This window comes from Holospora undulata HU1 (genome assembly GCF_000388175.3).
Lineage (GTDB): Bacteria > Pseudomonadota > Alphaproteobacteria > Holosporales > Holosporaceae > Holospora > Holospora undulata_A.
Genome location: NZ_ARPM03000130.1, coordinates 1 through 15,433, shown reverse-complemented (window position 1 = coordinate 15,433; position 15,433 = coordinate 1). Strand labels below are relative to the sequence as shown.

The window sequence follows — 15,433 nt, the reverse complement described above, 5'->3', positions numbered from 1 at the left end:
CCTACACGACGCTCTTCCGATCTCAAAGAGCGTAAACGCCATAGTGTCACGGATGCCCTAGGACATAATTTTTCATCTGAAGGTTTGCACTGTTGCGGGATGAAAGGCATTTGATAAGGCGAGCATAAAATATCCAGCACTTAAAGGCGTATGCCCCGTTGCTGGTTCTCGTAAAACGTTCGAAGGGTTTGTTCAAAACAATATTGAAGAAGAATATTGAAGAAGAATATTGAAGAAGAATATTGAAGAAGAATATTGAAGAAGAATATTGAAGAAGAATATTGAAGAAGAATATTGAAGAAGAATATTGAAGAAGAATATTGAAAAAGACCGTAGAAATTTTGGCACGTATTACGCCGGGTTGGGCGATTTTAGCGAAAAGATAGGGGGTAGAAAGACTATTTGCTTGGCTAAATCATTTTATGCGATTGGCCAGGGAGTATGAAATAAACGTTCAACCGGAAAAACACAACACTATGATCCCCCATCCAATGCTACTGATTCGTCGGTTGGCTTAACTGTGAAGATAGGTTCTGATTGTTATGTAAGCGTAAAGAATCAGAATTAAGTTGCCAAAACAGATCATTGCGTTGCATATGTAAAAAATTGTTGATAGAATTGAGAAACTGAAAAATAATGATCTGCTTACTGATGACTCAAGCATTTTTGTTCGAGGTGTACAGTGATGAAATTCCCGCAAATCTTCAATGGGATGCATATCATCGCATTAGACGTCATATAGACCAAGCGCTTAAATCCGAAGAATTGATAGGAAACGTTCAAGGATTTTGTTCTTTGCGACGCGTTGGCTTTTTAATCCTTGAAATGGATAACTCTGCAGAGAGATCTTCTTTTATTAAAGGTCCAAGCGCCAAAGCCCCTGATTATGTTATCGAAAAATTTTTGCACATACACGGATCAGAGAACTGTTACCAGCAAAAAAACTCTAAGGGGGATGTTTGGGTTGCAAAAAATCAACTTGAAGCAGTAGAAAAAAAGTTACATCGAATCTGTGTGGATTTTTTAGAGCATTTTTACTGGCAAAAGCGTATGCATTGGCACAAAACTGATGATTTTAGCTGGATTCGTCCCATTCATTCTTTGCTTTGTATGTTAGACGATAAGCAGTTGAATTGGACTTTCAGGCCTGATGGGCTTTGTTTATCTACAAAAAATACAACCCCCGGTCATCCGGCATTATGCGAAAATCCTTTAGAGAAAATCTGGATCTCTGTTCCCCAAGCTTTGGATTATAAAGAAACGTTGAAACAAAAAAATTTGTGGGTTTGTCCTTTGGAACGTTTTTCTTACCTTCAGGGGGAACTAAGGACCTTGGCTCAAAATCACGGGTACCAAGTTTTTGAAGAGGATTTAGCTTCTAATGGACTTTTAGGAGAAGTTTCAGGAATGACCGAATGGCCGAAGGTTTTTTTGGCATCTTTTTCTGAAGATTTTTTAAAACTCCCTTCTCCTTTTTTACTCACAACATTAAAGCATCATCAGCGTTGTTTTCCTTTAAAAATTCAAGAACAATTAGCACCGCATTTTATTGTTGTTTTAGATGGAAAAGATCCTACTTTGGAAGTTCAGCGTGGCCATCAGCGCGTTGCAGAAGCAAGGCTATCTGATGCATTGTTTTTTTGGAATCAAGATCTTCGTCAACCACTGGCAAGATATAATCAGCATCTTAAGGAAAAAGTATTTTTTGAAGGGCTTGGTACTATGCTTCAAAAAGTTCGTCGGTTAGAGGTAGTAGCAACGAAATTGGATAAATCTGGCGCATTAAGCGCTGCAGCAGCACTATCAAAGGCGGATTTGGCAACTCAAGCAGTACGAGAATTTCCAGAACTTCAAGGTATCATGGGAAAGTACTATGCGTTGGCTCAAGACATTGACCCCTTGATAGCAGAAGCGCTGGAAGAACAATATTTTCCTCTTACCCCCAATCAGGATCTAAAAAATCAAAGCTGCCTTGGAGGGTGGTTGGGAATGATAGATCGTATGGATACATTGGTTGGGTTTTTTAGTATTGGAAAATACCCTACAAGCTCTAAAGATCCTATGGCATTGCGTAGAGGAGCTTATGGTTGGGTGCGCCTTGCAGTTCAACACCCCTACCCTTTTTCTATTTCAGAAAGTATTCGCATTAGCCTTGAAAGTTATCGAAACACCCAAAAGATGGATAGTTTATCTCATAAGGACAGTTTAGATTTGCTAGAACAGTTAATATTTAAGCAATTTTCCCGTTACCTGGAAGAACACAGCATTTCTCGTGAAATTGCAGAAGCTGTTGGGACGTTTAGGTTTTCTAAATCTTTAAAAGAGTTGTTTGTGCTTGCTGATGAGTTGCGTATTTTTTTGCAAGAAGATGCGGGGATCGCGTTCCTTTCTGCCTATAAACGTATGTTTTTTCTACTTCATCAAGACAAAGAATACCTTACAGAATTTGGGGTTCCAAAAGATTCGGAACTTACTGAACCCCAAGAACGACAGCTGTGGAGTCGTATTTCAACTCCTTGGAATAAAGAGTATTTTATGAAAAATGCTTTGGGATTTTCTCAATGTATTCATCAGTTTTTGGATACACTTCCTGTGAAAGGAGTTCCTTCGAGAATAGGGCTTCTTGCGGGAGCTTTGCGATACACGCGCCCATTAGGGAATTTGTTAAGCTTATTTACCCCCCATCGTTAATATTTGAATTTTTGTAGATTATGAGAGAAGAGCGTTTTTTAAAGCCTTTTCCAAAGCGGCGCTGTGGGATTTTTTTTTCATTTATTAAATGGCTTCTGATTGTGTCTGTATGGTCGGTGCTTGCTTTGGGAGCAGTTGTTATCTGGTTCGGGTACGATTTACCTTCTGTTGAGGAAATTACAAGACTACATCGAGATCCGCATGTTTTAATAAAAGATCGTTTTGGAAATGCTTTGGGGAGTTATGGAATTTTTTACGGAAGAACTGTTGATATAAAAACTCTAAAACCTTATTTGATTCAAGCGTTACTGGCCACTGAAGATCGAAGATTTTTTTATCATTTCGGTATTGATCCTATAGGAACTTTTCGAGCATTTTTGCGTAACGTTAAGGCAAACGGTGTAGTGCAGGGGGGAAGCACCATTACCCAGCAACTTGCAAGAAATTTTTTTGAAAGTAAAAAACTTCATAATTACAAAAATAGATCGTTAAAACACAAAATTAAAGAAGCGATTCTTGCAGTAAAATTAGAAATGACGTTCACGAAAGAGCAAATTTTAACGATGTATTTGAATCGTGTTTATTTAGGAGCCAACGTTACAGGGCTAGATGCTGCGTCTTTGTATTATTTTGGACACAATGCCAGTGATTTGACTTTATACGAAGCAGCAATTTTGGTTGGAATGTTAAAAGGTCCGTGCAGATATTCTCCTATTTCCCATTATGAGCGCTCAGAATCTAGAGCCAAACGTGTGTTACAAAACATGGTTGAAGAAGGTTTTATTACTCAAGAAGACGCAGCCACTGCTATGGCTTTGCCTTCTTCTATAGAAATATCCACACAGAAAAAAAACTTGTTTCGATATTTTACTGATTGGATCATGACATGTCTTCCAGACCTTCTAGAAAACATCACAGAGGATATCGAAATTATTACGACAATAGACACCAATGTACAAAGCATTGCAGAAAAAGAAGCATTGAAAATTATGAAAGCGCGTGGCACTAAAGTTCACGCCAGTCAAGTAGCGCTGTTATGCACCAAGGCATCTGGAGAAATCTTAGCCATGGTGGGGGGCGTAGACTATAGAAAAAATGCTTACAATCGTGTAACTCAAGCAAAACGGCAAGCAGGATCTAGTTTTAAATTTTTTACCTTTCTTGCAGCGCTAGAAGAAGGATACGATCCAGATTATCTTATCAGCGATTACCCCATAGAAATTGGGGGATGGAAAGCCAGTAATTACAAACACAAAGCTCGAGGAGAAGTGTCAATCCGCACAGGATTTGCTTATTCTATTAATGCAGTGGCTGTAAGACTTGCCAGTTCTATAGGATTAAAACGCGTTAAACGTCTTGCAAAAACTTTAGGAATTTCTTCTGAATTACCCCACAATTACAGTCTAGTTCTGGGGTCTGGAGAGGTAACATTATTAGAAATGACTGGATCATACCTTGTTACTTTGAATGAGGGAAAAGCTGTGCGTCCTTATGGTGTGGAAAGAATTTTGAACAAAAAAGGAAAAATATTGTATCAACACCCAAAAGATCAAGATTCGGATGCGTCGTGCGTATCGCAAGAAGCAATTCAAGAAATGCGCAGCCTTATGAATAGCGTTGTTACGGAAGGATCTGGAAGAAAAGCCCGTTTACAATCAGGCCTTGGAAAGGAAGTTTTTTGTGGTGGAAAAACGGGAACTTCTCAACGGTACAGAGATGTTTGGTTTATTGGATTTGCCGGTCCTATCATGACGGGAATTTGGTGCGGAAATGACAATGAAGCGCCTATGATTAAGCCTGCTGATGGGTGGCCTACTGTACATATATGGCGTGCTTTTAATGAAAGATTGTTAAAATATTTTGACAATCCTAAAGCAGAAAATTGGAAAAAAGAAGAACGCATAGAAATATCAGAAGACGAAAATAAAAAAGTTTCTGAAGATAAGCTCCAAGAACAAAAAAATAAGAAAGAGCAAGAAGATGACGATGATGGAGACGATGAGGAAGAAGATGATGAAGATGATGAAGATGATGAAGATGATGAAGATGATGAAGATGATGATGAAAAAAATGATAGGAAGAAAAAATCTAAACTTCCATCAAATACCACGCCATCATTGCCTGCTGGGCCTAACGCTTCTGGGGAAAGCGCTTCAAAACCCGCTCCTAATGAAGAAGCGCTTATAAAAGAAATTTTGTCAAACATCAACGCAGCCCCTTCTTTGGATAAACATTAAGAGATAGAGCTTTTGTTATGGGGGGATGAACAGAAAAAAATTTTTTCTTGATGCGCCCCCCTTTTTAATTATGATTTATTAATTTATTAAAGCGCAGACAAACTGGTTAAGGGGAAAAGATCTTAGATGTCAGACAAATTTTTTGTAGTAAAGAATTTTTATCAAAATTCTGTACTGCCCACAGCAAATGGTCTTGGATCCATGTAGTTATCAAAGTACGCATTCAATTCGTACAGTTCTTTTTCTTGTTGGGTTTCTTTAGATAAGGGCTCTTCTGGGGGGTCATTTTGACCTGAATTTTCGGGGTTATCTGAAGTTTCGTTTTTTTCAGAAGAGGCCGGGGGTTCTTCTGAAGAATCTGGAGATTTTTCTCCCTGAGTGCCATCCTTTTCCAATGAAGAAGCGGGAAGTTCAGGAACAGAAAGATTCAAAGAAGTGCCAGAATCTTGCGCATATCCAGATTTTCCAAAAATCAAAAAGATCCACAATATTTTTTTTAAACTCATACTATTCAATAAGAAAAATGCTCAAAGCGAGTGTAAGATAGTTTATCAAAAAAAATATTAAGGTCCGGGACTTTGAATTTATTTATACTCAATCGTTTTAGCTTTTTGTAAACTATTCTTGTTCAAGATATAATGTTGTGATATCCTTCTTCTGTGGGGAACCTAAATTTTTTGGATTTTGTGTTTTTGAATTTTTTAGCAATAAGTATTTTAGGGGGAATTTTTTTATGGGGGTGCAGACCTGGCCCGTCAATTTCACCAAAATCAAGTTATTTTTCTAGTCCTTGTGTGGCTATTAGTGCAGAAAAAATTCAGGTCGTTGAACAAGAAGCTCTCGTTTCGTCCTGGAATACCTTGTTGGATGTTAATTTAGTCGATATGGTTCGACAATGGACAAAAAGCGCTTTTTCCTGTTCTGGATCCGGCCCTACCTTTAATGTAGAAATTATAGAAGCAAAATTAGCACCACTTAAAGAAGTCCAGCCAACTAGTTCTGATGCAGATGAAAATACTTATGTGGGAATATTGGGAGTGCGAGTGTTTATGGGGAAAAATCCATTATTATCTAAGCAGTCTCATACCGTTCATTCTAAGGTATCTATGGTAATTCCGTCTCATTACACGTTAAAAGAACGCAGACAAGTTGTGTTAAGTTTGGCGGAAGAGGTTATTGAAAGTCTTCACAAAGAAGTTCTTCGCTACCTTGAAGTTCAAGACAGATTAAGAAAGTAAATATTGTATAGGGTGTGTTTTCTTGAGATAAGACGTTGAATTCAGCATGCACAGCCGCAAGCCTTTTAAGGTTAGGGGAAGGCCGAGTTCCCCTTTGAAGAAAATATAAGTAAGGGAATATTTTTCCCTAAAGTTCTAAAGAGACTTCTTAAAGGTTGTCTTATTAGGGCTTATTTTTTTTATTTTTGGATTTGGAGGTATCGAAACTTTGTGATTCTATCTTTATTGATCTTATATTTTCATTTTCTTTTTGTAATTCTTTTCTCTTTATTGATCTTATATTTTCATTTTCTTTTTGTAATTCTTTTCTCTTTATTGATCTTATATTTTCATTTTCTTTTTGTAATTCTTCTTTCTGTGCTGTGAATTTTTCTAGTTTTTCTGCTTTATTTTTCAACTGATTCTTTTCATATTCCAAATCAGTATTGTTTTCTGCTGTTTTAGTCAGTTTGGAAAGTTTTTTTGTAATTTGTCCCATCTCATTTTCTATTTTTTTACATTCAAACTTTATTAATTTTATATATTCGTTTATTTTCGAAATTTTGTTATCGTTTTCTAAGTTAACAATCTCTTTTAAAATAACTGAAGTTTCTGGTATAGAAGATAAGGGTTTTTCCGGTAAAGAGTCTTGTTGCTGATTTTGTGGATTAACTGATAAAGAAGTTGCTAACTGAGCTGAATCTTCTAACTGAGTTTGGGCCTGATTTTGTAAAGCAGCTTTGTTGGAGCCTTCCATGGAGAGGGAATTATCGAGTATTTGACTTTTTTGGGCTTGGAACGATGTGTCTTGAGATGTGGGGGAATTCAAAGAGCTCAGGGAGGACCCGTCGGTCACTTCATTTGTTTTATTAAAATCTATTTGCTTCAAAATCACCGAATCATTATTTTGATTTTGTTCTTCTTTAATATTATTAGGTGTGGGGAGCTCGGCGGACATTTTTGAAGTTTTTTCGATATTGGTTTGCGCCTTATGCAAATCTCCCTCTGTTTTTAAATTATAAGATGGTTCCTGAACTGAGACCTCGGAACTTTGAACAGCTTGGGCCTGATTTTGTGAATTAACTGACTGAGCTGAATCTGCTGTTGAGATTTCTGAATTTGCTGCTGTTGAGATTTCTGAATTTTTCCCTTCTTTCTTTTTTCGGCGTTGGAGTCGATCTTCGATTGATTTTTCTTGTTCTGTAAGAATTTTTCTAATACCTGCGTCGGTTGTATCAGTCTCATCATAATAAGCACCAGCCATAGCACCAGCCAAACTCTTTGCATTATTATTCATGTCTTCTACCTCTTTATTGATGCCTTGATTGAAGCCTTTCGTGTGTTCCACGTATGTCTTTGGCTTTGGCTTTGAATCATTTTGAATAAAACTTTGATTTGAGGAGGTATCTTGTGTATCATCACTTATAGCACTTGTAAGGTTTTGAGTTTCCTGGTTAGCGGTTGAAGGTTCCTGGTTATCGGTTGAAGGTTCCTGGTTATCGGTTGAAGGTTCCTGGTTAGCGGTTTCTTCAGAAACAATACCTTGTTCAGGGCTTTTAATAAAACGAAATCCATCTAATAATCTATTTATTTCCTCCTCTTTGTTCTGTCCATCAAGTGAGTTTTCATATCTGCTTTTTATTTTAATTTGAACTATCTCTTTTTTAAGAGCGTTTATTTTAGTTAAATTTTCCAAAACGTATTTTAACTCCTCATTTTTGGTGATAGAAAATGATTGTAATATTTTTTGCATCTCAAGCAATTTTGGAAGATTTTCTTTTAAAGATTCTAGATCTTGTATGGTATTATTTTGATATTCATTTAAAATTTCTTCTAAATACTTAGTATATTTTTTTGCATCCGAAGCCAGTTTAAATAATTCATATATTGATTCGTTCTTCATCAATTCTTTTGCTTCAATAAAGTCTACAGCTTCCTCCTGTGAAAGCTCATGTGTAACTTTTTCTTTGTGCGTTAACGCGTTGTTAATGTAATTAACATTATCGGTACATTGGTCCAATCTATCAGCAAGCTCTGATCTAAAAACGCACAGACCTTTGTTCCAAACATTAATTAAAAAAACTGATAAAAAAAATTTTTTATAATCGAGATTTTTCATTTTATTATAGGTACTATAGATTATCTAAATTGTAGCAAAAAAAAATTTATTTTTTATCAAGTTCAATAAGATAAGAATTTTTTGCTGCGGATAAAAGAATGTGCTACTCTATTGGTGATTTTCTTAACTTTGTCCTTTTGTGTCAAATCATTCTTTGGAATCTTCTATATGGCCTGGATTTGTTGACTTGTTGTCAGCAATGTTAATGGTGGTAATTTTAGTATTTACAATGTTTGCGCTTTCAAATATTTGTCTTCAATACACGGTTCAAGAAAAAGAAAAAAACTTGAAAAATTCTAAAATCTTGTTTGAACAACAAAGTATGCGTTGGAAAAAAGATGTTGTACGAGCCCGTCAAGAATCTCAAGCGCTTAATAAAAAGTTGAAAGAATTAGAAAAAATGGATCAAAAAGAGATTCAACGTTTAGTGGCTCTATACAGTACTTTAATGGAACACTTAGATGTTCAGGAGAAAAATTTAGAAAAAGTTCGACAAGATGCTTGGCGTGCAGAAGTATGGATTCAGGAAAAAGATAAAAAAATAAGTTTACTTGAACAACATATTGAACAATTAATGGAAGAAAAAATCAAGCAATTATGGAAGTCTCGTTCTGAATTTCTTGAAAAACTTAGAGTACTGTTAGAAGGCAGAAAAGACGTAAAGTTGGTAGGAGATCGCTTTGTATTCCAATCAGAGGTCTTGTTTGAAATGGGGTCGGCTCAAGTTGGTCCTAATGGTAGAGAGGCCTTACGTAATTTTGCCATAGCTTTAAAAAAAATTTCCGTTTCTATTCCTAAAGATATTAATTGGGTGTTGCGCGTAGATGGACACACAGATCGCCACCCTTTAAAAGAAACCAGTCGATTTAAAAATAATTTAGAACTATCCGTTGCACGAGCTCTGGCAGTGGTTACATTTTTAAAAGAACAGGGTATTCCAGAACAGCGGTTGGTTGCCGCGGGATTTGGAGAGTTTCATCCTTTAAAAGCAGGACAATTTAGTGATAAAGATCGACGTATTGAGCTGGTTCTAGATGATAAAAAAATCTAATATTATTAATGAGTTATGCACCAATTTGTGATTTCGAAATTTCGATCTTATCATAATGCGGTGCTGGAGTTTCCTCAAGGAGTGGTTTGTCTAGTAGGAGATAACGGAGCGGGAAAAACCAATCTCCTAGAGGCACTTTCATTATTTGCACCAGGAAAAGGGTTAAAAGGTACAAATGCGTCAAATTGGCACCATAAAGGAGATTTAGAAGCATCCTGGACTTTAAAATTGTCGCTTCAAAGCCCTACAGGGCCTTTAGTTTTAGAAACGTTTGAAAGCAAAGGAAAGCGCTGCATTACAATGAATGGTGTGCGTTTAAAGCATCAACTAGAGATCTCTCAGTGGATTTCTATTCATTGGATTACCCCTGCTATTGATCGCATGTGGAATCAAGGATGGTGGGCTAGAAGAAAATATTTTGATCGTATCGTTTTTACGTTATATCCCGCTTATGGAAAATATTTGCAGTCCTATCAGTTGGCAGTGCAAGAGCGGAACCGGGCACTGAAATCTCAAGCGTCTTCTTTTATATTTGATGCTTTGGAAGAAATCATGGCGCATAATAGTGTAAAAATCTACAAAATTCGCCAAGAAGCGTTAAAAATGTTGGGGATTTTTTTGCAGCTTTTCCCCTCATTCCCCTTGCTTTCTTTGGAAACACACGGAGAATTTGAATCCCTAATGGCTTGCCTTACTTTTAATGAAAAAGATTTGCCTCATCAAGAATCGGAATTAAAAAAATACTGGAAAACAGTAAGAACTAAAGAGTTTCATAAAGGAACGACAATGTTTGGTCCTCATCAGTGCCAATGGGCTGTAACACATCCCAATTCTCAAGAAATAGCATCTTGTTCCACAGGAGAACAAAAAAGTATGCTGCTATCACTGGTTTTGGCGTGGTCCAAAGCAATTAAACATTTTCATCCCAAGGAATTTCATTTTTTATTACTAGATGAAGTAAGCGCACACCTAGATAAAATGCACCGTGAATCACTATGGAAAGCGCTAAGTGAGTTAGATATGTGTGTATGGATGACAGGAGTACACCAAGAAGTTTTCAGTGGTGTTCTAGCTAAAGCTTGGGTAAGAATAAAACAACTGGAAGAGCAAAGTACTTTATTTATAAAAAGACCTTAGGACAAACCACTATTCTTATCGACAACAGAAAGAAATTAACTCTTAAACCTAAAAAATTTTGAAACTTTCTAATTTTCGCAAACAAATATCTACTTTTTTTTGCAACGATAAGCCATTAATTTAGGGCGTTTTTTTCTGCTTGCATATTTTTGATAAAACTTTTCAATCAATGCTTGCACTTTTTTATTACGAACTTCCCCGCCTGGAGCTCCAACTAGCACTACAATAACAGGGTGATAGTTTCGCACGGTAAAAGTAGACAAGTTATACCCAGCATGAGAAGTGTACCCCGTTTTACCCATACACAATCCTTCGACTTTTCCCAATAAACGATTGGTGTTACGATAAGTTCTTTTTTGATAAGAAAAAGTTTTCGTCCCTAAAAAATGACCGTACTTAGAAAATCGAAACCAAATTGCTCGCATTAACAACGCAATATCTTTTGAAGAAGTTTTTTGATCGGGATGATGCCATCCAGAAGGATTTTTAAATACCGTACGACGCATTCCCAACTTGTGCGCATATTGATTCATAAGTTTGACAAACTTAGAAACGTTTCCTGATAAATTTTCTGCTATAACAGTTGCCACATCATTACAAGATGACACGCAAACTGCCTGAATACACTCTTTTACCGTTAATTTCTGTCCTGGCTTTACCCAAAGTTTCATAGGAAGGCACCGACTTGCATTCTTTGAAACCCAAAAAGGAGTATCTAACTTTATTTTTTTTCTTTCCAATGCATCAAAAGTAATGAACACTGTCATTAATTTTGTTAAAGATGCAGGAAAAATACGGTTTTCTTCGTTAAATCCTTCAACAACAGAGCGATTGATGGGGTCAAGCACCACATAGCAAAGTGGCTGTTTTTTTGCAAACCCAGCAACACTCCCCCACACTGCAAAAAGAAAACAACATCTATAGTACGCTTTCACTTAAAATGTTCCTCCGCTTTTTAATTTTGTTTTGTAAACAAAAAATTATTACTAAACATTTTTTAAGTGTATCACAAAAATCAGGTTTTAAACAAGACATAAATATATTTTTTTCTTTAAATACGATACGAATTCGAAAAACAATTTGTTTGTTAATTCGAAACTATTTGTTTATATCGTTTTTATAAAAATTATTTACTGCGTAAAATGTTGGTAATATTTTTTTATGTTCTGCAAAAATTTTGTGAGAAAACAAAGAATTATCGTTTTCTAGCTTTGCTTCTTGTTCTTTTTGTCGACATGTACTAGAATACGTTTGTGTAAATAGCGAACATCCCAGTAATATATGGCCTCTTTTAGCCAAAAAGATTTGGAAACGTTATGGCACGTTATTGATATTTATTTAGAAATTCGAAGTCCAGTAAGCTCTAAGCGGGTTGCAGAACGGCTTGGTTTTACCAAATCATCTGCAACGTTGCGCTCTATTATGGCAAAATTAGAAAAAGATGGCTTGTTAAGCTCTGAACATTGTTCTTCTGGTCGCATCCCTACATCTGACGCGTTGCGTCTTTATGTCCAAAAGGTGCGAAAAGTGAATTATCTTTGTCAGGCAACAGAAGACGCCTTACAAGTTGCCTTTAGGTCGTGGCGTGTTCAATTTTGTCCTGATGGTGTTATACAGACTATTGCTTCTTTATGCAGATGTGCAGGATTTTTCTTTATGCGGTCTATTCGAGTTCCATGCTTGAAGCATTTAGATTTTATTTATATAGCGCCAGAGCGTGCTGTAGGTGTTTTGATCTTTGAAAACGAAACTGTTTCTCCCTATGCGCTTCGATTGCCAAAACGAGTAACTCCACGGCATCTTCACTCATACCATCGTTATTTAAATCCTCATATTGTAACAGATCGGTCTTTAAGCGCTGTGCGCCAATATGTTTTGCATCACGAAAGCCCTGAGTATCTTGCAGAGTGCTTAGAAAATTTGGAAGAAAGCGTTACGTTAAAGCAAACCTCTTCGCAATACATGCTGATTAAAGGGCAATCTCAATTAATTGATGCGATCTCAGGCGCCACCACGCTTTCAACCTTTCAAGCTCTGTTGCAGTGGCTTGAAAAAGAAGATGCGTTAATGCATATTTTATCTCAGTTACCACGAGACCCAGAAGACTTTTATATTTTTTTTGGAAGAGAGCATGAGACCTTTTCTTTTGAGGGGTTTAATCTAGTATTTACGCCTTTTTTTCGAAAAGATGTCCAGGGTGCTATTGGTGCAATTGGTCCGTTTTATATGGATTATCAAAAAGTTATCCCCGTTATAGAAAAAATGACTCAATTTATGAAGGAGTAGAAAAATGAAAGAAGAGTTAGAAAAAGAAACGCTGCATCTCCACACGAAGGAAGATGAGGCGTGTCAAGTATGCACAGAGCAAAAAATTGCTGCTTTAGAGGAAAAAATTCAAAATTTAGAAAAAGAAAAGCTTCTAATTATGGCAGAGACAGAAAATCGTTGCCGCCGAGTAGAAGCATTTAGTAAAGACAGAGAGCAGTTTGCTCTTACGGCTTTTTCTAAAGAACTATTAGCGGTGGCAGACAGTCTTCAGTGTGCTTTAAATGGCCAAGAATCTGAAGAAAATTCAGCGTTTTATAAGGGGATTAAGTTAACATCTTCTTTGCTGCAGAATGTTTTTGAAAAATTTGGAATTGCAAGGATACATCCGCTGCATCAACCGTTTACTCCTGAGCTTCATCAAGCCATTAAGGAGGTGCCTGATGTTCATCACGAAAAAGGAATCGTTGTAAGTGTTTTGCAAGAAGGATATACTTTGCATCACCGCGTATTACGCGCAGCATTAGTAGTTGTTTCTTCTGGAAATCAAGAAGGCAGTAATTAGTTTCTATTTAACTAGGTAAGTAAAATTTAAAATCTTAAAGGAACAAAAAATAGTTACAATCAAATTATTAAAAATATCGAAAATTGCTTACCTAGAAAAATTTTCAGATTTTTTTCAGACTTGACGAAAGATAAACTGTTTGTTACAGTAAAAATATGGCGAGTGTAGCTCAGCTGGTTAGAGCGCTAGGTTGTGGTTCTAGAGGTCGCCGGTTCGAAACCGGTCATTCGCCCCTTTTGATTGATTTTTTGAGTTTTGACTGAAGAATTAAGTAGTTTACTCTTTGGTTGAAGTTTTTTTGAAGGGCTTTTGTAGTATTTATCTGTGCAAAGAAATCGACGTTTAGTTTAGGAAGAAAAAATCAGAGAAATATTTATCCAGTAAAAATTTCTCGTGAAAAAAGGACAAACCACCTATGAAAAAGTTAATCTACTTATGTCAAAGCTGTGGACTTCAGCATGCAAAGTGGAAAGGAAAATGCGATTGTGGAGAATGGAACACTCTTGTTGCTCAAGATCCCCAGGCGTTGCATAAAGCTCATTCTCATCAAAAAATTGTTGTGGAATCTCTTCAACAGAAAGAAGATACGAGATTTTCTAGAATTTTGACTCACATCAAAGAGTTTGATCGCACTTGTGGAGAAGGGATTGTAGCAGGATCTGTAACTTTACTGGCCGGAGACCCCGGTATAGGAAAATCAACTCTTTTGTTAAAAGTGGCCGCCGCACTGGCAGAGCGCATTCCTGTTATTTACGTGTCTGGAGAAGAATCTGCTGCTCAAATTCGGTTCAGAGCGCATCGCATGGATATTCAGAATACTCCTATTCATCTTATTGCAACTCATGATTTAGACGGGGTATTATCCAACATCTCTTCTTTATTATCCCCAACAATTCAAGGTGTAAAGGGGTATGTAATCATAGACTCGATCCAAACATTAGCATCAGGAGAAGTATCTTCCACTGCAGGAACGTTGACTCAAATTCGTCATTGTATGCAACTTTTAATTACGCTGGCAAAACATACTGGGCTTGCAATAATGGTAGTAGGGCACATCACAAAAGATGGCATGATTGCGGGTCCAAAAGTTTTAGAACATATGGTAGACACCGTTCTATATTTTGAAGGGGAAAAAACTCACCCCTATCGCTTACTTCGTACGGTAAAAAACCGATTCGGTCCTACACAAGAAATCGGTGTATTTGACATGAATTCTAAAGGGTTAGAAGAAGTAACGCATCCTTCACGTCTTTTTTTAAGTCAAAAGTCCCACCTTATTCCTGGATCGTGTATTTTTTCTGGGATGGAAGGGTCTCGCCCTTTGTTACTAGAAATTCAAGCTCTCTCTGTTCCGTCATTTTTAGCAAGCCCAAGAAGATCAGTTGTTGGATGGGATCATAATCGTCTTTCTATGATTTTGGCGGTCCTAGAAGCACGATGTCAGATTCAATTTTCTAATAAGGATGTATTTTTAACAGTACTGGGAGGTATCCGGATAACTGAGCCTGCTGCCGACTTGTGCGTTGCACTGGCATTACTGTCTTGCTTGAAAAAACGCCCAGTCCCTCAAGGGGCCATAGCATTTGGAGAAATAGGTTTAACCGGCGAAGTCAGGCCAGTTCCCTATAGCGCACAACGATTAAAAGAAGCAGAACAGTTGGGGCTAACATCGGTATTCATGGCACCTTCTTGTGTGACGACTTCTTTAACCTCTTATCCAATTCATCATGCGCAGGATATTTTGCAACATTTTGTGAAATGAAATTGAAACGTAAAATAAAATATTAGGGCCTTCCTCAATTAAGTTGATTTTTTTCGTTGTTTTTTGAGAATTTAATAGAAAATTAGAGACTTTTAACCAAAGATAGCGTGATTAATTTTCAAAGTTTTATTAACGTGAAGTACCGCAAAAATATGCAGTATTACCTCCAGTATTTCAAGAGATCGTGTGTTTGTAAGGGGGAAGAAATCTTGCAAAACAATGGCGGTGTGGAGCGTTATTTATGTTCAATGGAAAACGGTTTATCTTTTCCCTGAAAGAGGCGGGGGCTTGGAATAATTTTATTAAAATCTGCCCAACGATCTGCGCAATAAAATAAAATTTTCCATTTTTTTAATCGTTCAAAAAGTCGTTTGAATGTTTGACCCGAG

General features: G+C 36.8%; 12 protein-coding genes and 1 tRNA gene. 9 read left to right on the top strand and 4 right to left on the bottom strand.

Annotation, left to right across the window (positions count from 1 at the left end; translation table 11 throughout):
* Positions 1-636: 636 nt before the first annotated feature.
* Positions 637-2,691 carry a glycine--tRNA ligase subunit beta gene (gene glyS, locus K737_RS03335; RefSeq protein ID WP_024161416.1) on the top strand — a complete coding sequence of 685 codons (2,055 nt, stop codon included), beginning with the start codon at positions 637-639 and terminating at the stop codon, positions 2,689-2,691.
* 20 nt (positions 2,692-2,711) lie between these two features.
* On the top strand, positions 2,712-4,928 hold the full coding sequence (locus K737_RS10265) for a transglycosylase domain-containing protein (RefSeq protein ID WP_006298207.1): 2,217 nt from the start codon (positions 2,712-2,714) through the stop codon (positions 4,926-4,928).
* Between the two features lie 161 nt (positions 4,929-5,089).
* Here the strand turns inward: K737_RS10265 and K737_RS03325 are convergent, their stop codons facing one another.
* A complete protein-coding gene (locus K737_RS03325; RefSeq protein ID WP_006298205.1) occupies positions 5,090-5,434 on the bottom strand; it encodes a hypothetical protein in 345 nt (114 codons plus the stop codon).
* A 171-nt stretch (positions 5,435-5,605) separates the two neighbouring features.
* Between K737_RS03325 and K737_RS03320 the strand changes: the two genes are divergently transcribed.
* Positions 5,606-6,166, top strand: coding sequence for a hypothetical protein (locus K737_RS03320; protein WP_152531071.1), 561 nt, complete (start codon positions 5,606-5,608; stop codon positions 6,164-6,166).
* A gap of 163 nt (positions 6,167-6,329) precedes the next feature.
* On the opposite strand, the gene K737_RS03315 is transcribed toward K737_RS03320, so the two are convergent.
* A complete protein-coding gene (locus K737_RS03315; protein ID WP_023492157.1) occupies positions 6,330-8,264 on the bottom strand; it encodes a hypothetical protein in 1,935 nt (644 codons plus the stop codon).
* A 139-nt stretch (positions 8,265-8,403) separates the two neighbouring features.
* Between K737_RS03315 and K737_RS06830 the strand changes: the two genes are divergently transcribed.
* On the top strand, positions 8,404-9,315 hold the full coding sequence (locus K737_RS06830; RefSeq protein ID WP_006295179.1) for an OmpA family protein: 912 nt from the start codon (positions 8,404-8,406) through the stop codon (positions 9,313-9,315).
* A gap of 15 nt (positions 9,316-9,330) precedes the next feature.
* Positions 9,331-10,452, top strand: coding sequence for a DNA replication/repair protein RecF (gene recF / locus K737_RS03305; protein ID WP_006295181.1), 1,122 nt, complete (start codon positions 9,331-9,333; stop codon positions 10,450-10,452).
* A gap of 89 nt (positions 10,453-10,541) precedes the next feature.
* Here the strand turns inward: recF and K737_RS03300 are convergent, their stop codons facing one another.
* Together K737_RS03300 and K737_RS03295 are read right to left on the bottom strand one after the other, a co-directional pair.
* Positions 10,542-11,387 carry a D-alanyl-D-alanine carboxypeptidase family protein gene (locus K737_RS03300; RefSeq protein WP_006295183.1) on the bottom strand — a complete coding sequence of 282 codons (846 nt, stop codon included), beginning with the start codon at positions 11,385-11,387 and terminating at the stop codon, positions 10,542-10,544.
* 163 nt (positions 11,388-11,550) lie between these two features.
* Complete coding sequence (locus K737_RS03295) at positions 11,551-11,751, bottom strand: hypothetical protein (protein ID WP_006295185.1); 201 nt, start codon at positions 11,749-11,751, stop codon at positions 11,551-11,553.
* A gap of 6 nt (positions 11,752-11,757) precedes the next feature.
* Between K737_RS03295 and K737_RS03290 the strand changes: the two genes are divergently transcribed.
* The 4 genes from K737_RS03290 (at position 11,758) to radA (ending at position 15,044) form a co-directional block, all read left to right on the top strand.
* Positions 11,758-12,738, top strand: a complete 981-nt coding sequence (locus K737_RS03290; RefSeq protein ID WP_161630426.1) for a hypothetical protein — start codon at positions 11,758-11,760, stop codon at positions 12,736-12,738.
* Positions 12,739-12,742: 4 nt separating this feature from the next.
* A complete protein-coding gene (locus K737_RS03285) occupies positions 12,743-13,282 on the top strand; it encodes a nucleotide exchange factor GrpE (protein ID WP_006295188.1) in 540 nt (179 codons plus the stop codon).
* A 158-nt stretch (positions 13,283-13,440) separates the two neighbouring features.
* A tRNA-His gene (locus K737_RS03280) sits at positions 13,441-13,514 on the top strand.
* Positions 13,515-13,697: 183 nt separating this feature from the next.
* On the top strand, positions 13,698-15,044 hold the full coding sequence (gene radA / locus K737_RS03275; RefSeq protein WP_006295190.1) for a DNA repair protein RadA: 1,347 nt from the start codon (positions 13,698-13,700) through the stop codon (positions 15,042-15,044).
* The last annotated feature ends 389 nt before the right edge of the window (positions 15,045-15,433 follow it).